General features: G+C 29.0%; 20 protein-coding genes and 2 tRNA genes. 7 read left to right on the top strand and 15 right to left on the bottom strand.

Annotated features, from left to right (window positions below; translation table 11 throughout):
* Positions 1-11: 11 nt before the first annotated feature.
* The 9 genes from A2J15_RS00660 to A2J15_RS00620 all read right to left on the bottom strand — a co-directional run bounded on the left by A2J15_RS00660 (position 12) and on the right by A2J15_RS00620 (position 9,235).
* Complete coding sequence (locus tag A2J15_RS00660; RefSeq protein WP_066776122.1) at positions 12-2,207, bottom strand: RelA/SpoT family protein; 2,196 nt, start codon at positions 2,205-2,207, stop codon at positions 12-14.
* Positions 2,191-2,415, bottom strand: a complete 225-nt coding sequence (locus A2J15_RS00655; protein WP_066776118.1) for a DNA-directed RNA polymerase subunit omega — start codon at positions 2,413-2,415, stop codon at positions 2,191-2,193. Before A2J15_RS00655 ends, A2J15_RS00660 begins: the two co-directional genes overlap by 17 nt.
* 10 nt (positions 2,416-2,425) lie before the next feature.
* On the bottom strand, positions 2,426-3,145 hold the full coding sequence (pyrH, locus tag A2J15_RS00650) for a UMP kinase (protein WP_066776116.1): 720 nt from the start codon (positions 3,143-3,145) through the stop codon (positions 2,426-2,428).
* Between the two features lie 51 nt (positions 3,146-3,196).
* Entirely contained in the window at positions 3,197-4,387 is a 1,191-nt protein-coding gene (locus A2J15_RS00645) for a murein hydrolase activator EnvC family protein (RefSeq protein ID WP_066776107.1), read from the bottom strand.
* Positions 4,384-5,187, bottom strand: a complete 804-nt coding sequence (locus tag A2J15_RS00640; protein WP_066776104.1) for an FtsX-like permease family protein — start codon at positions 5,185-5,187, stop codon at positions 4,384-4,386. Before A2J15_RS00640 ends, A2J15_RS00645 begins: the two co-directional genes overlap by 4 nt.
* On the bottom strand, positions 5,174-5,839 hold the full coding sequence (locus tag A2J15_RS00635) for a cell division ATP-binding protein FtsE (RefSeq protein ID WP_066776101.1): 666 nt from the start codon (positions 5,837-5,839) through the stop codon (positions 5,174-5,176). Before A2J15_RS00635 ends, A2J15_RS00640 begins: the two co-directional genes overlap by 14 nt.
* 66 nt (positions 5,840-5,905) lie before the next feature.
* Positions 5,906-7,087 (bottom strand): tRNA (guanosine(46)-N7)-methyltransferase TrmB, encoded by a 1,182-nt coding sequence (gene trmB / locus A2J15_RS00630; protein ID WP_066776098.1) that lies wholly within the window; start codon positions 7,085-7,087, stop codon positions 5,906-5,908.
* On the bottom strand, positions 7,087-8,322 hold the full coding sequence (locus A2J15_RS00625) for a fibronectin type III domain-containing protein (RefSeq protein WP_116980458.1): 1,236 nt from the start codon (positions 8,320-8,322) through the stop codon (positions 7,087-7,089). The genes trmB and A2J15_RS00625 overlap by 1 nt, the downstream gene beginning before the upstream one ends.
* Entirely contained in the window at positions 8,267-9,235 is a 969-nt protein-coding gene (locus tag A2J15_RS00620; protein WP_066776092.1) for an RluA family pseudouridine synthase, read from the bottom strand. Before A2J15_RS00620 ends, A2J15_RS00625 begins: the two co-directional genes overlap by 56 nt.
* Positions 9,236-9,311: 76 nt before the next feature.
* Between A2J15_RS00620 and A2J15_RS00615 the strand changes: the two genes are divergently transcribed.
* Complete coding sequence (locus tag A2J15_RS00615; RefSeq protein ID WP_066776089.1) at positions 9,312-10,412, top strand: FtsW/RodA/SpoVE family cell cycle protein; 1,101 nt, start codon at positions 9,312-9,314, stop codon at positions 10,410-10,412.
* A 51-nt stretch (positions 10,413-10,463) separates the two neighbouring features.
* Positions 10,464-10,540, top strand: a tRNA-Ile gene (locus tag A2J15_RS00610).
* A gap of 205 nt (positions 10,541-10,745) precedes the next feature.
* Here the strand turns inward: A2J15_RS00610 and A2J15_RS00605 are convergent.
* Positions 10,746-10,821 (bottom strand) — tRNA-Phe (locus A2J15_RS00605).
* Between the two features lie 134 nt (positions 10,822-10,955).
* On the opposite strand from A2J15_RS00605, the gene A2J15_RS00600 reads away from it, so the two are divergent.
* The gene (locus A2J15_RS00600) at positions 10,956-12,299 is read left to right on the top strand and encodes a TrkH family potassium uptake protein (protein ID WP_066776086.1); all 1,344 of its coding nucleotides are present in this window, start codon (positions 10,956-10,958) and stop codon (positions 12,297-12,299) included.
* 10 nt (positions 12,300-12,309) lie between these two features.
* Positions 12,310-12,960, top strand: a complete 651-nt coding sequence (locus A2J15_RS00595; RefSeq protein ID WP_066776084.1) for a potassium channel family protein — start codon at positions 12,310-12,312, stop codon at positions 12,958-12,960.
* Between the two features lie 7 nt (positions 12,961-12,967).
* On the opposite strand, the gene A2J15_RS00590 is transcribed toward A2J15_RS00595, so the two are convergent.
* From A2J15_RS00590 to gltX, 3 genes are read right to left on the bottom strand one after another with little or no spacing between them, the layout of a single operon-like run.
* Positions 12,968-13,633 carry an MqnA/MqnD/SBP family protein gene (locus tag A2J15_RS00590; RefSeq protein ID WP_066776082.1) on the bottom strand — a complete coding sequence of 222 codons (666 nt, stop codon included), beginning with the start codon at positions 13,631-13,633 and terminating at the stop codon, positions 12,968-12,970.
* A gap of 41 nt (positions 13,634-13,674) precedes the next feature.
* The gene (locus tag A2J15_RS00585; protein ID WP_066776080.1) at positions 13,675-14,910 is read right to left on the bottom strand and encodes a malic enzyme-like NAD(P)-binding protein; all 1,236 of its coding nucleotides are present in this window, start codon (positions 14,908-14,910) and stop codon (positions 13,675-13,677) included.
* A gap of 3 nt (positions 14,911-14,913) precedes the next feature.
* Positions 14,914-16,302 (bottom strand): glutamate--tRNA ligase, encoded by a 1,389-nt coding sequence (gene gltX / locus A2J15_RS00580; RefSeq protein WP_066776077.1) that lies wholly within the window; start codon positions 16,300-16,302, stop codon positions 14,914-14,916.
* 64 nt (positions 16,303-16,366) lie between these two features.
* Between gltX and A2J15_RS00575 the strand changes: the two genes are divergently transcribed.
* Positions 16,367-17,182, top strand: a complete 816-nt coding sequence (locus tag A2J15_RS00575) for a peptidylprolyl isomerase (RefSeq protein ID WP_066776074.1) — start codon at positions 16,367-16,369, stop codon at positions 17,180-17,182.
* A gap of 23 nt (positions 17,183-17,205) precedes the next feature.
* On the opposite strand, the gene A2J15_RS00570 is transcribed toward A2J15_RS00575, so the two are convergent.
* Together A2J15_RS00570 and accB are read right to left on the bottom strand one after the other, a co-directional pair.
* Positions 17,206-18,537, bottom strand: a complete 1,332-nt coding sequence (locus A2J15_RS00570) for an acetyl-CoA carboxylase biotin carboxylase subunit (protein WP_066776072.1) — start codon at positions 18,535-18,537, stop codon at positions 17,206-17,208.
* Position 18,538: 1 nt separating this feature from the next.
* Entirely contained in the window at positions 18,539-18,994 is a 456-nt protein-coding gene (gene accB / locus A2J15_RS00565) for an acetyl-CoA carboxylase biotin carboxyl carrier protein (protein WP_066776070.1), read from the bottom strand.
* 156 nt (positions 18,995-19,150) lie between these two features.
* Between accB and dcd the strand changes: the two genes are divergently transcribed.
* Together dcd and pseB are read left to right on the top strand one after the other, a co-directional pair.
* A complete protein-coding gene (gene dcd, locus A2J15_RS00560; RefSeq protein WP_066776067.1) occupies positions 19,151-19,711 on the top strand; it encodes a dCTP deaminase in 561 nt (186 codons plus the stop codon).
* 52 nt (positions 19,712-19,763) lie between these two features.
* Positions 19,764-20,768 carry a UDP-N-acetylglucosamine 4,6-dehydratase (inverting) gene (gene pseB / locus A2J15_RS00555; protein WP_066776062.1) on the top strand — a complete coding sequence of 335 codons (1,005 nt, stop codon included), beginning with the start codon at positions 19,764-19,766 and terminating at the stop codon, positions 20,766-20,768.

Raw genomic sequence — 20,768 nt, 5'->3', positions numbered from 1 at the left:
AACCTTTTTACTTAACCTTCTTTATAAGCATCATTTAAAGATGTAAAATCTAAAATTTTACAACGAGATTTCAATCTATCTTTAACACTATCGGGGTTAATATTATCTGGAATTTCCATTGTTATTTCAAAATAATCTACTGCTGAATTTAAATCACTTGATACATTAATTGTTAACAAATTGATTTGCATTTTAGCTAAAAATGCTAAAAATTCTGCTAAAACACCTTTTTTATTTTCTAAAGAAAAAATCAATTTATAAGATTTAGGAATATTAGAATCCCATTTGATAAAAACCATATCTTGATTATTATCTATCATCTTATCTGCTCTATCACAAAGTTTATGATGCACAACAACATTACCTCCTTTAACAAAAGCTAACATAGCATCACCTCTTTTTGGATGACAACAAAAATCAAAATCCACATTAGCAATTTTATGATTAGAATATAAGGTAAAATTGCCTATTTTTTGTTCTTTAATCTCATATTTATCAAACCAATATGATTTTTTGGCATATTTTTTAAGAATTTTAACCATATCTTTTAAATAAGCACTATCAGTTGCTACTTGTCTAATACGTCTGCCTAAATTTTCTTTTTCTATCCATTGCTCAATTTTATTTTTATCCACCCCAAAAATAAAACTTAATATATTCATAGAACTTGCTAAATTAATTTCTCTAATTTTTTGCTTACAAAATTCTCTTATACTTGCTTTAGCTTTTCCTGTTTTAACACTATCTATCCAAGAACAGCGATAAAATTTATCATTAGCAGTAACAACACGTACTATATCGCCATTTTTAAGCTCAGTTAAAAGAGGCACCTTAATACGATTAACATAAGCACTTTTAGCATGAAGTCCTACTTTAGTATGTACCTCATAAGCAAAATCAAGAACAGTAGCCCCTCTAGGTAAGGTAAAAATTTCCCCTTTAGGAGAATAAACCGCAATATCTTCAACATAAAGGCTATCTTTAGCATATTCATAAAGTTCAATAGCATTATAATCCTCAGCATTTTCAAGATTATTAACACTTTGCATAGAAATATCTGTAAGCCAATCAAGACGAGGTGCAACAACACTGCCTTCTTCTTTATATTTCCAATGTGCAGCTATACCAAATTCAGCAATTTTATGCATATTAAAAGTTCTAATTTGGGCCTCTATGATACTTTTAGCATCAAAAAGGGTAGTATGTATAGTTTGATATCCATTTTGTTTTGGCAAAGCTATATAATCTTTAAAGCGTGAAACCAAAGGATTAAAATTAGTATGCAAAATTCCCAAAGCCAAATAACAATCACTTATTTTCTCAACTAAAATTCTAACCCCTAATAAATCAAGCACTTCTTCAATACCTATGCCTTTTCTTTGCATTTTAAGATATATAGAATAACTATGTTTAATACGTTTTTGAATTTCAAAACTACCTTGCCTAAAACCATTACTTAAAAACAAAAGTTCTACTTTAGAAATAAATTCATTTAAACCTAATTGCATTTCTTGATTATTTGAATTAATATAATTATCTATAAGTTTATATTCATCTGGCATAAGGTATTTAAAACTAAGATCTTCTAAATAATTTTTTATACTTGAAATACCAAGTCTATGGGCTATTGGAGCATATACGACTAAAGTTTCTTCACTTATTCTTTTTTGTTTATCTTCTCTTAAAACATCTAAAGTAAGCATATTGTGCAATCTATCACACAATTTTACAATCAACACACCCACATCTTCAATACTCGCTAAAAGCATATTTCTAAAAGTTAAAGCTGACTTAGCTAAACCTTTTGTTGATTTTGATGAGATTAAATTATCTTCTCGAATTTCAATGATTTTAGTAAGACCTAAAACAAGTTTTAAAACTTCAAATCCAAACTGCTCTTTAAGCTCATCTTCAGTACAATCTGTATCTTCAATCACATCATGCAATAAAGCTGCTAAAATAATACTTTTATTTTCACTTAAAAATCCAACAAGAGTAGCTACTAAAATAGGATGAACAGCATAAGGTTCCCCACTTTTTCTAAATTGTCCTTTATGATACAATATACAGCAATCTACTGCTTTTTCAAGCATACTATCATGACCACAAATTTCAAAAAGCAAATTTCTAGCAAGATCTAAATCTTTACATTTTTTTACATTATCGATTAATTGCTCAAGCAATAATTCTTCATCGACTGTTTTCAACTAAACCCTCTAAAGTAATTTTATCCTCTGCAATCTCATATAAAGCTATGTCTGCGAGTTTATTTTTATTTTTATCTAAATCTACTAAAGGTGCTGCTCCATTAGCTAATTGTTCTGATCTTTTAGCCACCACTAAAGAAAGACGGTATCTATCATTATCCATTTTTTCTAAAGCTTTTGCTGCTACTTCTTCTATTCTTTTACTCATACTTTTCTCCTTAATTGTTTTTAACGATTGAACAAAGGCTAGTATCACCTTGTATAATTTTAAGCAAATTACCTTCTTTAAACATATTGCAAACGACTATAGGAAGTTTATTGTCTTTAGCCAAAGCTATAGCCGTATCATCCATTACTTTAATATTATCTTGCATAGCTTGATCATAACTTAAAGTGTTTAAAAATACTGCATCATCAAATTGATTAGGATCTTTATCATATACCCCATTAACCTTTGTAGCTTTAATCACCATATCTGCATCTATTTCTACTGCCCTTAAAATAGCAGTTGTATCTGTAGTAAAGTAAGGATTTCCAGTTCCTGCTGCAAAAACCACAACACGACCTTTTTCTAAATGCCTTTGCGCCCTTCTCATAATATAAGTTTCACAAAATGCTTCCATTTGAATAGCACTTTGTACTCTTACTTCAAGCCCATAACTTTCTAAAGCTTCTTGAATAGCAATAGCATTAATAACTGTAGCAAGCATTCCCATATGATCACCACTAGTCCTTTTTATCAAACCACCCTTAGCCGCACTCACTCCGCGAATAATATTTCCACCTCCTATTACTATGCCCACTTCTATTTGATTTTTTATCAGTTCTTTAATCTCTGAAGCTATAAATTTTAAAATAGAATTTTCTATACCAAAGCCATTTTCACCAGCTAAAGCTTCTCCTGAGAATTTTACTAAAACTCTTTTTCTCTCTCGCATTCTTTCTCCTTATTTTGCTAAAAATTATATTGTAAATTCCATTAAATTTAGTTAATTTAAGCTAATAAGCTCCAAAGGATTAATGTGAAAATTTTTTTGAGTAACCTCAAAAGTAAGATCGTTTTTAATTCTACCTACTACAGCACCTTTTTTTATATTTTTTCCCACTTTAATATTAGGTGCAATCTTATTTAAATGCGCATATATAGTATGTATACCATTATCATGTTCTACAATAACAACACGGGCTAGCATGCTTGTATCTTTAGCAAAGACTATTTTTCCATCCAATACATTTTTAACAATAGCATCACTTTTATTACTTCTTAAAACTACATTTTCATTAAAAATTTTAATATTATAAACGGGATCAACATAATTTCCAAATTTTTGTTTTACAACAAAAGAATCTAGAGGTGCTATAGTTTTTTTTCCTGTATAACGTTTAACTGAACTGCCTTGATAACTTGAACCTAATTGCCTAATTTGAGTATTATTTTTTGCTATTTTAATATCTTGCTTATTTGAATTTTTATTTTTTTCATCATTAATAATTTTTAATTCATTTAAAGTTTGTCTTAATTCTTCTTGCTGAGCTTGCAAATCTTCAAGTTTTTTTGCATATATAGCACGATCAGTCTTTTGCTTATTAATTTGACTGAGTTGTTTTTGTTTTAAATTATGTAATTTGGCTAATTGTGTATGATAGTTTTTAAGACTATCATTAATTTTTTTAATTTGAGCTTGTTTATCATCAATAAGTTTGCTTACTCCCTCATAATCTTTAGAAATCTTAAAAATTTCTTCATTTAAAATCTTGTTTAAAATTTCTAATATTTCAAAAGCCATGAAACTTTCTTCACTCTCAATATAGCCTTGAGGAATAGGTAAATCATAAACAAAATCCTTAGCCATTAATGCTATAAGCTTACCTTCCATATTAGATTTACTTTTTAATAAATCTTGATTTTGACTAGCTAAAGTATTTAATTCTTGATTTTGAGTTTTAACATTAGCTTCAAGTTTAGAAGTTTGAAAATTTAAACTTTCTATTTGTGAGCTTAAATCTTTTAAATCTTTTTCACCATTTAATATATCATTAGCTAAATCTTCAAGTTTTTTATTTAATTGCTCTTGTATGCGCTTATTTTCTTCTAAAGTTTTTGTTTTTTCATTAATGGCATTTGCATCTAGATCAATCAATAAAAAAAAATAAAAAAAAATAAAAAAAACTTTTCTCATCTTTTTACCTTAAACATCACCCAATTTACGCATAATAAACAAACTAATAAAGTTGCTAAAAAGATCAAACTCAAATGTAAAATAAAATTTATAGGTGGAAAAACAATATCTATAATTTTAAAATACTCTTTAATATAAAGATCAAAAAGCTGAGTAAAAAAAACAAGTAAAAAAATAAAAGCCAATAAACAATCAATCACTACTATTTTATAAAGCATAAAGGATCTAAACCAAAATGGAGCTCCAAATAAACACATAATTTCAATACGATCAGTATGTTCATAAAGCCAAATTCTCATCTGTTTTAAAAATAAAATAAAAGCTAGTAAAATAATAATACATAAAAATAACCAAAAAATAAATTTCACTAAAATCAACAAAGAATATATTTTATCATGGGTTTTAGAAAAAGTTTCAACCTTAGTAACACCTACAATATCCAATAAATGTTTTTTTATAGAATTTAATTCATTTTGATTAGGCAAAGAATCAAGTTGTAAAGTATAAAATTTTGGTATAGAATCTTGCAAGACTTTTAAATTTTTCTCAGAAATATCATTTTTTAAACGTTCAATCAAATGTTTAGGATCTAAAAGTTCAAGCTTAGCAAAAAAAGGTATTTTACTTTTTAAAACATTTTGATCAAGTTCTATTTTACTAACAACTATAATATTATAATCTTTACTAATGATTTCTTCATAATGTTTTAATGCTGCATTAGTGATTAAAATAAATTCAAAAGCAAACATCATAAAAAGCAAAGGTAAAATCAAAGATAAATGCGTTTTAAAAAATTTCATTCATTTTTCCATTTTCTATATTAAAACGGCGATAATCTACTCTTAAATTACTAGGAATTCTATGAGTTACTACTATAACGCAAGTTCCAAGTAATTCTCTAGCAGACTTTAAAAGAGTCCAAATAATATCAGAAGAATACTCATCTAAATTTCCTGTAGGTTCATCGCAAAGCAAAAGCTTAGGATTGTGTGCTAAAGCTCTTGCCATAGCAACACGCTGTTGTTCACCTCCGCTTAATTGATTAGGCAATTTATCAGCTTTAAAAGTTAAATTAACATGCTTTAAGAGTTTAGCAGCTTGATTATGACATATTTTTTTACTATAACCTTTAATCATCAAAGGCAACATAACATTTTTTTCTACATTATACTCTTGCACAAGTTTATAATCTTGAAAAATAATTCCTATTTTTTGACGCAATTTTAAAAGTTCTAAATTTCCAATTTTTTTCATCAAAGAACCGCATACTTCAAGTCTCCCAGAAAGCGGCTCTAAATCTCCATAAAAAGACTTTAAAAGCGTACTTTTACCGCTCCCACTTTTACCGGTAATAAAAACAAAATCATCATCTTTAAAAGCAAAACTTGCATCTTTAATCACTAATTCATCATAACCTAAAGCAAGTTTGTTTGCTTGGATTAAATTAGACATTTTTTTCCTTAATTTCCTCTTTTTATTTTTACATTATGCTTTATTTTTGCTTAATTTCTAAGAAAATTATATATTATTAAAACGCATTTGTATTATTTCTTTTAATGTCTTCATTGCTTGAATATTTTCTTGAATTTTAAATGGTTTTTTAAATAAAAAATGAATAGTATCTTTTAAATACAAATAACAATGCTCAGGCTTATTAAAAGCTCCAAATGCAATCTTTAAAATTAAATTTTCATCTTGTTTATACAATTTTTCAAAATGCAAGAAAAAATTTTCTTTTTTTATAGTTTTATTTTGAAAATTACATTCTATTAATTTTAAATCTTCCTGAGAAAGCTTAAAACATGAAAAATCTAAGACATCTAATTGATAATTTTCATCTTTTTGATCAAAATTCCATACCCAAAGATCATATATATTTTTTTCTTGTCTTTTCCATCTGTCTTCATATTTACTTGAAACTTCTAAATTCTCATTTTTTTTAAGACTGAATTTTGGAGAAGGAAAATTTAAAAATTGATTTAAAGTAAAATTAAAATATTCAAAACTATCTGTTCTAAGTTCAAAGCGACCATTATACTTTAAAACCCTAGCGCATTCTTTACAAAAATCTTGACTAATAACACGTCTGTGAGGCTTTTTATCCCAAGGAACAGGAAAATGCAAAAAAATTTTTTCAACTGATTGTGATTTTAAAACACTTAATAACAACCTAGCATCACTTTGCACCAACAAAATATTATTGATATTTTGGGCTTTAGCAAGCTTAGCAACTTGGGTTAAAGCCTTATTATAAATTTCAACACCTAATATTAAAACATGAGGATTTTCTCTTGCTTGATAAAGTAAATGTCTTCCCGAGCCAAAACCTATTTCTATATAAATTCTACCTTGAAGCTTAAATAAAAGCTCTTCAAAATCATTAAGGATAAAAGGTGTTTTTTCAATCAAGGCATTATTTTTAAGTTTGAATGCTTCATTTATAATATCTTCACAAAAGTCTTCTTTAAAAATTGTTAAAGCCTTTTGCAAATAAGCTATTTTAGAAGGTTTTGTATGCTTGTCACACTTAAGCACAAAAGCATTTTGCTCTTTTTTAATCTGTAAAAAAAAGCTTTCTTCTTTAACCTTTGTATAAATAAGACTTATCTTATCATTTTGAGCACACCAAAGAAATTCTACCTCATCTCTGCTATAAGGTAGAATTAAATTTTTAATCTTTTTTGTTTTAAAATTTGGCACTATTGGGCTGCTTTAACTTTATTTGAAGGTTTTGAACGAAGACCAACTGCATCAATAGCAATAACCTCATAACTATACTCTACCCCAGGTAAAGCTTTGATATCTTTTAACTGCTTTTCTTTAAGACTTTTAAAAATGATATTTTGCTTTCCTCCATAACGTCTTACTTCATACTCTACTGCCCTATCATCATTATCACTCCACTCTAAATTAATGCCTTCACTTGTAATTTGAGCTAAAATGATAGTAGGAGATGAAGGATTTCCTAAAGTCCTACCCTCTACTCCATCTTTTGGCATAGGACTTTCAAGCCCATCTTTATCAACCATAGTAACTTTATAATATTTACTTTTACCAATACCTTCTATTTTATCTTCATAAGAATTTTTATCCGTTTTTATTAAAACACTATAAGGAAGAAAACTCGAACTCGTAGAATAAACTTTATAATAAGAAAAATCTTTATATTCAGGTGCATCCCAAGTTAAAACGATTTTATTAAAACCATCTGTAGTGGCTTTTAAATGTTCAATTAAAGGAGGCAAAGACTTACTTTTAGAACTTACTACCTGGCTTGGTTCACTTTTAACACCTTGAAAGCTCACTGCAATAATTCTATATTTTGAATTTTCATCAGGCTTTAAATCACTATCTATGTATTCAGCATTTAAACGGTTTTTTATTTCTGCAATTTTTGCAAATTCCTTACCATCACCTTTTGATCTTTCAATAATATAAGAATCCACCCTTAAATCAGGATGTGGACGCCAAATTAATTTAATACGATTAGGCAAATTAGTAATAGCTTGAACAAAAGGAACTGGCTCAAGTCTTGAAGTGGTATTTGCTTCTATAATTTTACCCTCTTCTGAAATTTGACCTTGGTCATTAAAACTTTTCATCATATAATGATATTTAGTATTAGGCTCTAATTTTGTATCTACATAATGAGTTTGAAACTTATCTTTAATCACACCAACAAGTTTAAACTCAAGGCTATTATTATCTGATCGGTACAAATAAAAACCTTTAATATTTTCATTATATAAAGCTTGCCATTCAAAAGCAATACTATTCATATCGCTAAGACTTTTTAAATGTTCAACCTTTGGCAAACTCTCATTAATCGCAAATTCTTTATTTGAATTGAACATATTCATTTGCGATACACTACAAGCACTAAATAAAAGAATCAAAAGACTCAAGCAAAAACCTAAGTGAAATCTTCTCATCATTTTCTCCTAAATTAATTTGATCAAACATAAGCTTTTTAAAATCATCCATTAAAGGCGCTTTAACAATAATTTGCTCTTTAGTTTTAGGATGAATAAAATATAAAAAATAAGCATGAAGCATGATTCTACAATCATACCTACCCTTATAACCATATAAATCATCCCCTAAAATATGTCTATTTAGACTCGCTAAATGCGCCCTAATTTGATGCGTTCTTCCTGTAAAAAGTTTTGCTGCTATTAAGCTTATATTCTCAGTTTTTACTATATTTATAAAAGCAGATTTAGCACTTTTAGTGAATTTATTTTCTTTATCTGTAGCTATTTTTTTAATAGCATTAGAAAAAGAACGCATTAAAAATTTCTCTATTATAATTTTATCTTCTTTTAGTGGCAAATCAATTAACGCAAGATAAATTCTACCCATACTCTTATCTATAAGCTGCTCACTAAGTCTTTGATGGGTAAAATTATTTTTTGCTATCAGTATAGCTCCGCTTGTATCTTTATCAAGCCTATGCACAAGACCAGCTCTTATTTCTCCTCCTAAATTAGATAAAGTATATTTTTTATCTATTAACCAATCTACCAAAGTAGCTTTTTTCACACTATTTGCACCATGGACAATTAAATCAGCAGGCTTGTTTAAAACCAATAAATCTTCATCCTCATATAAAATATCTATATCAAAATCAACTTCAAAACAAGGTTTTAACTCATCACAAGATTTCAAATCCATAACAAGAAGAATATCTTCATTTTTTAACTTAAATGAGTTTTTATTTTGAATTTTTCCATTAACTTGTATACAATCTTTTTTTATTAATAAAGCAATTTGATTACGACTTTGATTTAATTTTTTAGCTAAAAAGACATCAAGCCTTGAATTTTCGTCCACTAAAAAAGTTTGCATTTTTCCCTTAAAGATTTTAAAAATTTAAAATTTTAGTTTATAATTATAGCTTTATATTATCAATTAAAGGCAAATTGTGTTCAGTTTAGATAGAAGAATTTTAACCCATTTTGATTATATGCAACCTATTTTATTTATACCTATAATTCTTGTTTCTTTTTTTTTAATTTTTGAAGCAAATCCTTTTTTATCAGAAAAACAATTTGTATATACAGGTATAGGACTGTTTGCTTTTATGATTTTTTTCTTTTTCCCTATAAGAAAATTTATTTGGATTATTCCAGTTGCTTATTGGATTAATATATTTTTGCTTTTAAGTGTTGATATTTTTGGAGTTGAAAAATTAGGGGCTAAAAGATGGCTTGAAATTCCTTTTACCCATTTTACTATCCAACCTTCTGAAATTTTTAAACCCAGTTTTATTTTAATGCTTGCTTATCTTATTTACCAAAACCCGCCCCCAAAAAATGGATATAAACTTAAATCTTTTATCAAACTTAGCATTTATATTATATTGCCTTTTTTGCTTATTGCAAAAGAACCTGATTTAGGAAGTGCTATGGTTTTATTGCTTGTGGGCTTTGGAGTGCTTTTTATTATGGGGGTGCATTATAAAATTTGGCTAAGCATTATCCTTGCTATTGGCATTAGCTCCCCTATTATTTACACACATCTTTTAAAACCCTATCAAAAACAAAGAATTCATGATTTTATTTCAGAAAAACCAAGCTATCAAGTAGCACAGTCAATGATAGCCATTGGCAATGGAGGATTAACTGGAAAATCTCAAGATGAAGCAACCCAAACACATTTTAAATTTTTACCCATCTCAACAAGTGATTTTATCTTTGCTTATATGATAGAAAGGTTTGGATTTGTTGGAGGAGTAACTTTAATCATATTTTATATTTTACTTATCTTTCATTTGCTTAGCTTAAATTACAAACTTAAAGACGATTATTTTGCTAGAGTTGCAATTAATTGCGTTGCATTATTTATTTTTATCTATGCTGCTGTTAATATTTCTATGACCATAGGTTTTGCACCAGTAGTTGGTATTCCACTACCCTTTTTTAGTTATGGGGGAAGCTCCTTTACTATTTTTATGATTTTTTTTGGAATCTTACAACATTTAATCACTTTTAGATATTTTTGGACAGATATTAAGGCTAAGTAAAATATTTTTAAGTATTTATAGAGTATAATTTTGTCTTTCATAACTAAGCGGGGATTTATAGCTCAGTTGGTTAGAGCAACCGGCTCATAACCGGTTGGTCGCAGGTTCGAGTCCTGCTAAATCCACCATTATTTTATTGCTTGATAAAATAAATGCTTATTTATTAATTTTCTTAACAATCTTTTATTATCACACCTTTTAAGTATAATAATTCTTTTACATATAATTTAGGATAAATTTTTACCTAAAAATTCATAAACTTAACACATACTTAATAAAGATTTTAAAATGAATGGATGTGAGATTTAAAAAGATATGAATAAATATATCAAATGGTGGTTAGAGGCAGAATCGAACTGCCGACACGCAGATTTTCAGTCTGCTGCTCTACCGACTGAGCTATCCAACCACTATTTTTAAATAAAAATATAATTCTATCTTTTTTTCTTTAATTTAAGTTTAAATACAAGAAGAAAATTTTATTTCCCTTAAAGTTTTAATAAGATAGAATACCCTTTTAAATCAATATCAAATAGGATTTTTTTGAAACAATTTGGATTAGATAGACGAACTTTTAAAATTTTATTGCTAGGTTATATTATTATTGCCTTATTTGGATCTTTACTTTTATATTCAAATTGGGCGCATAAAACCCCTATTAATTTTTTAGATGCATTTTTCACAAGCACTTCTGCTGTTAGCATGACAGGCTTAATAGTAAAAAATACTGCTCTTGATTTTACTTTAGCAGGACAAATCATCATTTTAGCCCTAGTGCAAATTGGTGGATTAGGATACATGGGTATAGGACTATTTGTTTACATACTCATACGAAAAAAAGTGGGTTTTAATGCAAGAAATTTGCTAAAAGAATCCTTATTATATCCCTCTATGGATGGCTTATTTAAATTCTTTAAAAAGGTTTTACTTTTTATTTTTATCATAGAATTAATAGGCGCCATACTCCTTACCATGCGCTTTGCATTAGAAATGAATTTTAAAAAAGCCCTATGGTTTGGAATCTTTCATTCTATTAGTGCTTTTAATAATTCAGGATTTACGATTTTTGACCATGGTTTTACAGCTTATAAACACGATATAACAATTAATTTAATTATGACTTCTTTAATTATTATTGGTGGGCTTGGTTATTTTGTTTTAGTTGAATTATATTTTTTTCAAAGAAAAAAATTACAAACTTTAAGCTTGCACACAAAAATCGTTGTTGTAGCAAACCTTTTTCTTATAATTTCTTCAACACTTATCATTTTTGTTTTTGAGTATTCTAATCCTCACACTATAGGAAATTTTTCCTTTTTTGATAAAATTTTAAGTTCTTATTTTACTGCTATTAATTACCGTACTGCTGGATTTAATACTTTAGATATAAGTTATTTACATGATGCAAGTTTATTTTTTGGGTCTTTATTTATGGTTATTGGCGGTGCACCGGGTGGGACTGCTGGAGGCATGAAAATAACTACAGTAATGGTTTTACTCCTTTATACTTACTGGAGCATTCGTGATGGAAGAGTAAGAATCTTTGGACACGAAATTCCAAGAGAAACCATATCAAAAGCTTTTATCATAGCAGTAGGATCGGCAGTTTATATAGTTATAGCTGTTATTTTACTTTCTTTATTAGAATCAAAATTTGACTTTATTGTCTTGCTTTTTGAAACCTCCTCAGCTTTTGCCACTGTAGGTATTTCAGTTGGAAACGGCGAAAATCTCTCTTTATGTGCACTTTTTAGCAATCCTAGTAAAATTATTATTATTATTATGATGCTAAGTGGAAGAATAGGTGTTTTTGCTTTTTTACTCTCAGTATTTAAGCAAGATAAAGCCATACACCTTAAATTCCCTGAAGGAAAAGTTAATTTATAAAGGTAAAAATATGAAAAATCTCAATTATGGAATCATAGGACTTGGGAAATTTGGCTCAGTTGTTGCAGATGAACTTATTGCTGGTGGGCATACTGTTATTGTTGCGGATAAAGATGAAGAAACTTTAAAAAATATACAAAACCCTCCAAGCTATGCTTATATTTTAGACTCTACTAATATTTTAGCCTTAAAAGAAGCAGGATTTCATGATGTTGAAGTAGTTATAGTAAGCATAGGGGAAAATGTTGAAAAATCAATTCTTACTCTTATGGCACTTAAAGATATAGGTGTTAAAAATATTATTGCTAAAGCCACTTCAAATATTCATGGTCAAATTCTTTCTAAATTAGGTGCAACAAAAGTTATCTACCCTGAAAAAGAAAGTGCCAAAAGATTGGTAAAAGAATTTTTAACCAAAGATACTGATTATGAAGTTTTTGATCTTTCAGCTAATACCATACGTGCTATTAAAATCAATATAGATGAAAAACTAGCAGGAAATTCTTTAAAACATGTAGCACAAAATATGAAAGTAATTTCTTATAAAAAATTAAACAGTGATTGGGAAATACTTCCTGATTTAGAAACCACAACAGTTTATAGCGGAGATGTTGTTATACTGCTTGGAACAGTTAAAGAACTCAGAGAATTTGAACATTGATTTAAAGCTAATTTAAGGCTTTACAATATTTTATAAAACGCTTTAAAGCCATTTTTTCCTTAGTCGAAATTTTATAATAAATCACCTCATCTAAATAATATCTTAAATCTTTTATGTCTAAATTTCTTGTTTTAGCATAATTTTGCATTATATAATAAGGAAGTTTAACCTTGGTTTTTAAAAATTTTTTAAAAATCTTTTCATACAAAACTTTTTTTTGCACACAAGAAAATCTAGCAAAAACAAAAGGCAAACCTGTTTTTTCATGCCATTTTTCACACAAATCTATATATCTGGAAGGATTTTTCAAATAAAGTTGCAAAGCCTTATCACCTATAATAACTCTGCCATTTTGCTTTAAAACTTTAGCTAAAGCATTTGAACTTGCAGAACTTGGATCTTTAGAATTTAATGTATTTTTTTCTACTAAAACACTTAAAACTTTTTTATTCGCACAAATACCTAAATCTAAATTTTTATATTTTTTTCTCACACTTTCTATGCTTGAAATAATAGCCGCATCAATCCTTCTATAAAATAAATCCTTATTAAGCTTACTTGGAACACCTTTTTTGTATTCCATACTTGCTTTATAAGCATTTGGCAAGGGATATTTTTTTAAATAAACATGTAAAGGCAAAAGATTAATATAATCAATTTTTCCAAAAATCATCGTTATTTGTTAAAACCCCAAACCTGTTTTTAATTTTAATATTATTTTAAACTTTCAAAATAAGTTTGTTCATCAAAATTTTTTATCTTAGCAACACCATCTTTTATTGCTGCTACTGCAACAGCTGTACTAACTGCTGCTTTAACCCTTTCATCAAAAGGCTTTGGTATGATATATTCTTTTCCAAATTCTAAAGCACTAAGATTATAAGCTTTTTTTACCTCAGCACTAAGCTCTAACTTAGCTAAACCTGCTAAAGCTTTAGCAGCGGCCACTTTCATATTTTCAGTAATCTTGCTTGCACGTACATCTAAAGCTCCACGGAAAATAAAAGGAAAACCTAAAACATTATTGATTTGATTTGGATAATCACTCCTTCCTGTTCCTACAATAGCATCTTTTCTAAGTCTTATAACATCTTCTGGCATAACCTCAGGAATAGGATTTGCCAAAGCAAAGATTACAGGATTTTTTGCCATACTTAAAATCATTTCATCATCAAAAATTTTTGGAGCACTAAGCCCTAAAAAAACATCAGCTCCTTTAAGTACTTCTTTTAAGGTTTTTTCTTTAGATTCTATAGCAAATTCAAGTTTTTGAGGAGTTAAATCTTGTCTATCCTTAGAAATCACACCCTTAGTATCTACTAAAATAATATTTTCTACGCCTAAATTCCTATACATTCTAGCACTTGCAATACCCGCAGCACCAGCACCACTTACAACTACTTTTATATCTTTAAATTTTTTACCACTTATTTCCATAGCATTCATAAGTCCTGCAGTTGAAATAATAGCTGTTCCATGTTGATCATCATGCATTACAGGAATTCCAAGATCTTGCAAAGCCGCTTCAATTTCAAAGCATTTTGGTGCTGCAATATCTTCTAAATTTATCCCACCCACTGTTGGGGCTAAAGCCTTACAAAAAGCTACAATTTCTTCTACACTATGAACATTAATCTCTATATCATACGCATTAACATTAGCAAATTTTTTAAATAAACAAGCCTTACCTTCCATAACAGGTTTTGAAGCTTGAGCCCCTATATTACCAAGTCCTAAAACTGCTGATCCATCACTTATAACAGCAACAAGATTAGCTTTATTAGTATAAGTATAAGCAAGTTCTTCGTCTTTAGCTATTTCAAGGCAAGGTTGTGCAACTCCTGGACTATAAGCTAAAGATAAATCATAACTTGTATTCATTGCTTTACTTGGTACAATATCAATCTTTCCGCCTAAATGATATTTTAAAGCCTCTTCTTCTAATTTCATTTATCATCTCCTCGATTTTAAAAAATTTTCTATTCTTTTTTTACACTCTTGTACACCTAAAAATTCTAATACTTCAAAAATACTTGGGCTAACAGCACTACCTATTAAAGCTATACGTATAGCTTGTGCTAAATCTTTTAATTTTGCTTGTTGTTTTTCTAAAAAATGATTAGTAAAATCTTCAAATTCTTTACTGGTTTTTTGATCTTGAAGTTCGTGAGCAAAAATACTTAATAATTTTAAATTATTCTCATTAATAAATTTTTGGACCGCATTTTCATCATAATGTTCTGGTGCATTTATAATATTTTTTGCGCCATTTATAATATCATGCAAGGTTTTAGCACGCTCTCTTAATAAATCAAGCAAAAATCCTGCTTTTTCATAAATAGATAAATCAAAACCAAGTTCTTTAAGCTGAGAATTGATCTCTTTAAAAGGCAAAGTTTTAATATAATAAGCATTAAGCCATTCAAGTTTTTTAAAATTATAACAAGAAGCGCTTTTATTAATATGATAAGGATCAAAGAGTTTTTTAAGTTCTTCTATAGAAAAAACCTCATCATCACCATGACTCCAGCCCAAACGCACAAGAAAATTCAATAAAGCCTGAGGCAAGATTCCCATTTTTTTATATTCCATAACATCAGTAGTACCATGTCTTTTTGAAAGTTTTTTACCATCTTCTCCATGTATCATAGCCACATGAAAAAAGCGAGGAATTTTAAATCCTAATGCCTCATAAATTACAATTTGCTTAGGTGTATTAGAAAGGTGATCATCTCCTCGAATTACATCACTTACACCCATTAAAGCATCATCAATTACAACAGTAAAATTATAAGTTGGAGTCCCATCACTTCTCGCTATGATAAAATCATCTAAAATATCTTCAACTTTAAATTTTATCTCACCTTTAACCCCATCCACAAAACTAATCTCGCCACTTTGAGGAGCTTTTATGCGTACTACAGGATCTATATTTTGTGGAGGAGTACCCTTAAAATCTCTATATCTTCCATCATATCTTGGACGCTCTTTAAGTGCTTCTTGCTTAGTACGCAATGCATCAAGCTCTTCTTTGCTCATATAACAATAATAAGCCTTGCCTTCATCTAAAAGTTTTTTTATGTATTGTTTATAAATATCAAAACGTTCAGATTGATAAATTACTTCCCCATCAAATTCCAAAGCACACCATTTAAAAGCTTGCATAATAGCTTGCATAGCTTCTTTAGAATTACGTTGTAAATCCGTATCCTCAATACGAAGTAAAAAATTCCCGCCTTTTTTTCTTGCGTATAAATAATTATACAAAGCGGTTCTAAGCCCACCTATGTGCAAATATCCTGTTGGACTTGGAGCAAAACGCGTTATAAGTTTTTCATGCATTTTTTGCCTTTTCTTAAATTTTTATTGATATAATGCGATATTTATACTTAAATAAAGGTTTGAAATGAAAAAAATTTTATCGAGTTTTGTATTTTTTGCAAGTTTAGCTAGTGCTAATACCATTAATGCCATAGCTATAGTTGTAGATAAAGAACCCATTACTACTTATGATATAGAACAAACCATTAAAACACTAAAAATTGATAAAAATCAAGCTTTAGCTCTACTCATTAATGAAAAAATGGAAAGCTCACAAATAAGACAATTAAATATTGTTGTTAATGACTTAGAACTTGATGAAGCTATTAATAGAATGCTTTTGCAAAATAAAACTAACTTAAATGATTTTAAAGCCACTTTAAAATCTAAAAATCAAAGCTATGAACAATTTCGTGCAAATTTCAAAAAAGATTTAGAAAAAAGAAAACTTTATGAAAAAATTGCAAATATGTCTAAAACTGATTTTAGCGATGAGGGAGCAAAAAATTTTTTTGAACAAAACAAAGATAAATTCACCTTTTACACACAAATTGATGCTAAAATTTACCGATCTAACAATCCCCAAATTCTAGAAAATATTAAAAACACAAAAAAAACTATACTTAAAGCACAAAAAATCGCTTTAAATACAAGCAATACCGATCCACGACTCTTAGGGCTTTTATCACAAATCCCTAATGGAGCTTTTTCACCTGTTTTAAATGGAAAAAATGGCTATGAACTTTATGAAATTGAAAGCAAAAACGCAGGAGAAATTCCTGACTTTGAACAAATAAAAAATGAAGTTTTAAACGCTTATATTAGCGAACAAAGACAAAATTTTATACAAGATTATTTTGAAAAACTACGCTCTAAAATCAATATAGAATATTTAAGATAATTAATTTCCTATTTATAAGGAAATTAATGTCTTGCAAGGTAATTTGTATCATAATTATTATTGATAAAATCGGGATTATCCATCATAGAAAGATGAAATTCTTTAGTGGTTTTAATCCCACTTATAAGCAATTCATCTAAAGCTACTTTCATCTTAGCAATAGCTTTATTACGATCTTGAGCCCAAACCACAAGTTTGCCTATCATAGAATCATAATAAGGAGGAACATTATAATCTTGATAACAATGACTTTCCATTCTTACATTGCGTCCTGCTGGTGGGATATATTTAGTAATTTTACCTGGACTTGGCAAGAAAGTCTTAGAATCTTCAGCTGTGATCCTACACTCTATAGAATGTCCACAAAGTTTAATACTTTCTTGAGAAGGTAAAGCATAACCTTGTGCAACATTGATCATTTGCTCTATAATATCAATACCACTGACCATTTCACTTACACAATGTTCAACTTGCAAACGCGTATTCATTTCAATAAAATAAAAATCTAAATTTTTATCAACCAAAAACTCAAAAGTACCAGCACCCTCATAACCTATAGCTTTAGCAGCTTTAATGGCTGTTTGATGAAGTCTTGTACGGGTTTTTTCATCAAGCAAAATTGCAGGAGATTCTTCAATAAGCTTTTGATGGCGCCTTTGCATAGAACAATCTCTTTCGCCTACATGAATAATATTGCCAAAACTATCTCCTATAATTTGCACTTCTATATGGCGTGGATTTTGGATATACTTTTCCATATACATAGTCCCATCACCAAAAGCTGTCATAGCCTCGCTTTCAGCAGACCAATATGCTTTTTCAAGATCTTTTTCATTATCAACTACACGCATACCACGACCTCCGCCTCCTGCAGCGGCTTTTAAGATTACAGGATAGCCAATTTCTTTAGCTAATTTTTTTGCTGCTTCAACTCCTGCTAAAGCACCATCACTCCCTGGAATTACAGGTACACCTGCTCTTTGGATAACTTGCTTAGCTTTTGATTTATCACTCATTAAATTCATAGCCTCTACTGAAGGACCAATAAATTTAATATTGTGTTTTGCACAAATTTCAACAAAATTTTGATTTTCACTTAAAAATCCATAACCTGGAAAAATAGCATCTGCTTCTGCAATCTCAGCTGCACTAATAATGGCTGGAATATTTAAATAACTCTCAGAACTTCTTGCCTTACCTATACAAATACTCGCATCAGCATACTTTAAATAAAGAGCATCTTTATCAGCTTGAGAATACACACAAATTGCCTTTTTTCCCATTTCTTTAATCGTTCTTAAAGCACGAAGTGCTATTTCCCCACGATTAGCAATCAATATGCTTTTAATTTCCATTTTATAATTTCTCCACTGAAAATAAAGGCATGCCAAACTCTACAGGTTGTCCATCAGCTACTAAAACTTCAACAATCCTACAATCAAATTCTGCTTCAATCTCGTTCATAATCTTCATCGCTTCAATAATAGCAATAGTATCTCCTTTTTTAACTGTAGTACCTGTTTTTACAAAAGGAGCTGCACCTGGGCTTGGTGCTTGATAAAAAGTTCCTACCATAGGGCTATTTATGCAAGGTTTATTAGCCTTTGTGTTTTGACTTGGATGGGCTTCATTAACCACACTTACATTAATAGGCTGAGGGGCTGGAACTGGAGGACAAGCAGGAGCTGGAAGTTCACAACATAGATCTTTTTGAAGTTCTATTTCAAAACCATCTTGTTTTTTAATTTTGATTTTACTGATACTTACTTCAGCAAAAAGATTAACTAATTCTTTAATTTCTTCTTTTGTCATAAAATTCTCCTAAAAATTTAAGAATTTAATCTCGTATTATATAAAAAAACTTAAAATTTAACTTTAAAAAAAGTAAAAAATCATAAACAATACTAGAATTTTAAGTTATAATTTTAAAAAATAAAATTGATAATTTTGATATATTTAAGGTTAAACATGGGCTTAAAAGCAGATAATTGGATAAGAGAAATGGCGCTAAAACACGCCATGATAAAACCTTTTTGTGAGGCAAACATAGGTAAAGGGGTAGTAAGTTATGGACTTTCAAGCTATGGCTATGATATACGCGTAGGACGTGAGTTTAAAATTTTCACTAATGTTAATTCTACTGTAGTAGATCCAAAAAATTTCGTAGAAGAAAATGTGGTGGATTTTGAAGGAGATGTATGCATAGTACCTGCAAATTCTTTTGCTTTAGCTAGAACCATAGAGTATTTTAAAATGCCTGATGATGTTTTAGCTATTTGTCTTGGTAAAAGCACTTATGCAAGATGTGGGATTATTGTAAATGTCACTCCTTTTGAACCTGGTTTTGAAGGACATATTACTATAGAAATTTCAAATACCACTCCTTTACCTGCAAAAATTTATGCTAATGAAGGCATAGCTCAAGTCTTATTTTTACAAGGCGATGAAAAATGTGATACTACTTATAAGGACAAAAAGGGTAAATATCAAGCTCAAACAGGCATTACCTTACCAAGGATTTTAAAATAGGAATACTTATTGCTTTAACTTAAAAAACACATAAAAAACCAAAGGAAGGCAAATGTTTAACGCAAAAAATATCTTAATCACTGGCGGTACTGGATCTTTTGGAAAAACTTATACTAAGGTTTTATTAAAAAAATACAAACCTAATAAAATTATCATTTATTCTCGCGATGAACTTAAACAATTTGAAATGTCAAGTGTTTTTAATGCTCCTTGCATGCGTTATTTTATAGGGGATATTAGAGATAAAAAACGCTTAAGCACTGCTATGCGTGATGTAGATTTTGTTATACATGCTGCTGCAATGAAACATGTACCTATTGCCGAATACAATCCCATGGAATGTATAAAAACCAATATACAAGGAGCTCAAAATCTTATTGATGCTTGTTTTGAAAATGGGGTTAAAAAATGCATCGCATTAAGTACAGATAAGGCTTGCAATCCTGTTAATTTATATGGAGCAACCAAACTAGCAAGCGATAAGCTTTTTGTTGCTGCTAATAATATAGCAGGCAATCAACAAACACGCTTTAGTGTTGCAAGATATGGCAATGTTGTAGGATCAAGAGGTTCAGTAGTACCTTTTTTTAAAAAACTCATTGAACAAGGAGCAAAAGAACTCCCTATTACCGATACTAGAATGACACGTTTTTGGATTTCTCTTGAAGATGGGGTTAAATTTGTACTGAGCAATTTTGAAAAAATGCATGGAGGAGAAATTTTCATACCTAAAATTCCTTCCATGAAAATCACTGATTTAGCCCATGCTTTAGCACCTCATTTAAAACATAAAATCATAGGCATAAGAGCAGGAGAGAAATTACATGAAATTATGATTTCAAGTGATGATAGCCATTTAACTTATGAATTTAAAAACTACTATGCTATTAGTCCTAGCATAAAATTTGTTGATAAAAACAATGATTTTAGCATTAATGCCTTAGGTGAAAAAGGACAAAAAGTAAAAGATGGTTTTTTTTATAGTTCAGATAATAATACCCAATGGGTAAGCGAAAAAGAACTCCTAGATATCATCAATCACACCAAAGAATGCTAA

It is taken from the genome of Campylobacter hepaticus, from assembly GCF_001687475.2.
GTDB lineage: Bacteria > Campylobacterota > Campylobacteria > Campylobacterales > Campylobacteraceae > Campylobacter_D > Campylobacter_D hepaticus.
The sequence above is the reverse complement of the archived record's forward strand: the minus strand, read 5'-3'. Positions and strand labels throughout refer to the sequence as shown.

Coding starts and splice junctions, on each gene's coding strand:
- accB (WP_066776070.1), bottom strand. CDS start 18,994: ATGACAAAAGAAGAAATTAAAGAATTAGTTAATCTTTTTGCTGAAGTA.
- A2J15_RS00585 (WP_066776080.1), bottom strand. CDS start 14,910: ATGAAATTAGAAGAAGAGGCTTTAAAATATCATTTAGGCGGAAAGATT.
- A2J15_RS00620 (WP_066776092.1), bottom strand. CDS start 9,235: ATGCAAACTTTTTTAGTGGACGAAAATTCAAGGCTTGATGTCTTTTTA.
- gltX (WP_066776077.1), bottom strand. CDS start 16,302: ATGCATGAAAAACTTATAACGCGTTTTGCTCCAAGTCCAACAGGATAT.
- A2J15_RS00625 (WP_116980458.1), bottom strand. CDS start 8,322: ATGATGAGAAGATTTCACTTAGGTTTTTGCTTGAGTCTTTTGATTCTT.
- A2J15_RS00645 (WP_066776107.1), bottom strand. CDS start 4,387: ATGAGAAAAGTTTTTTTTATTTTTTTTTATTTTTTTTTATTGATTGAT.
- dcd (WP_066776067.1), top strand. CDS start 19,151: ATGGGCTTAAAAGCAGATAATTGGATAAGAGAAATGGCGCTAAAACAC.
- A2J15_RS00635 (WP_066776101.1), bottom strand. CDS start 5,839: ATGTCTAATTTAATCCAAGCAAACAAACTTGCTTTAGGTTATGATGAA.
- A2J15_RS00655 (WP_066776118.1), bottom strand. CDS start 2,415: ATGAGTAAAAGAATAGAAGAAGTAGCAGCAAAAGCTTTAGAAAAAATG.
- A2J15_RS00595 (WP_066776084.1), top strand. CDS start 12,310: ATGAAAAATCTCAATTATGGAATCATAGGACTTGGGAAATTTGGCTCA.
- A2J15_RS00640 (WP_066776104.1), bottom strand. CDS start 5,187: ATGAAATTTTTTAAAACGCATTTATCTTTGATTTTACCTTTGCTTTTT.
- pyrH (WP_066776116.1), bottom strand. CDS start 3,145: ATGCGAGAGAGAAAAAGAGTTTTAGTAAAATTCTCAGGAGAAGCTTTA.
- A2J15_RS00590 (WP_066776082.1), bottom strand. CDS start 13,633: ATGATTTTTGGAAAAATTGATTATATTAATCTTTTGCCTTTACATGTT.
- A2J15_RS00575 (WP_066776074.1), top strand. CDS start 16,367: ATGAAAAAAATTTTATCGAGTTTTGTATTTTTTGCAAGTTTAGCTAGT.
- pseB (WP_066776062.1), top strand. CDS start 19,764: ATGTTTAACGCAAAAAATATCTTAATCACTGGCGGTACTGGATCTTTT.
- A2J15_RS00570 (WP_066776072.1), bottom strand. CDS start 18,537: ATGGAAATTAAAAGCATATTGATTGCTAATCGTGGGGAAATAGCACTT.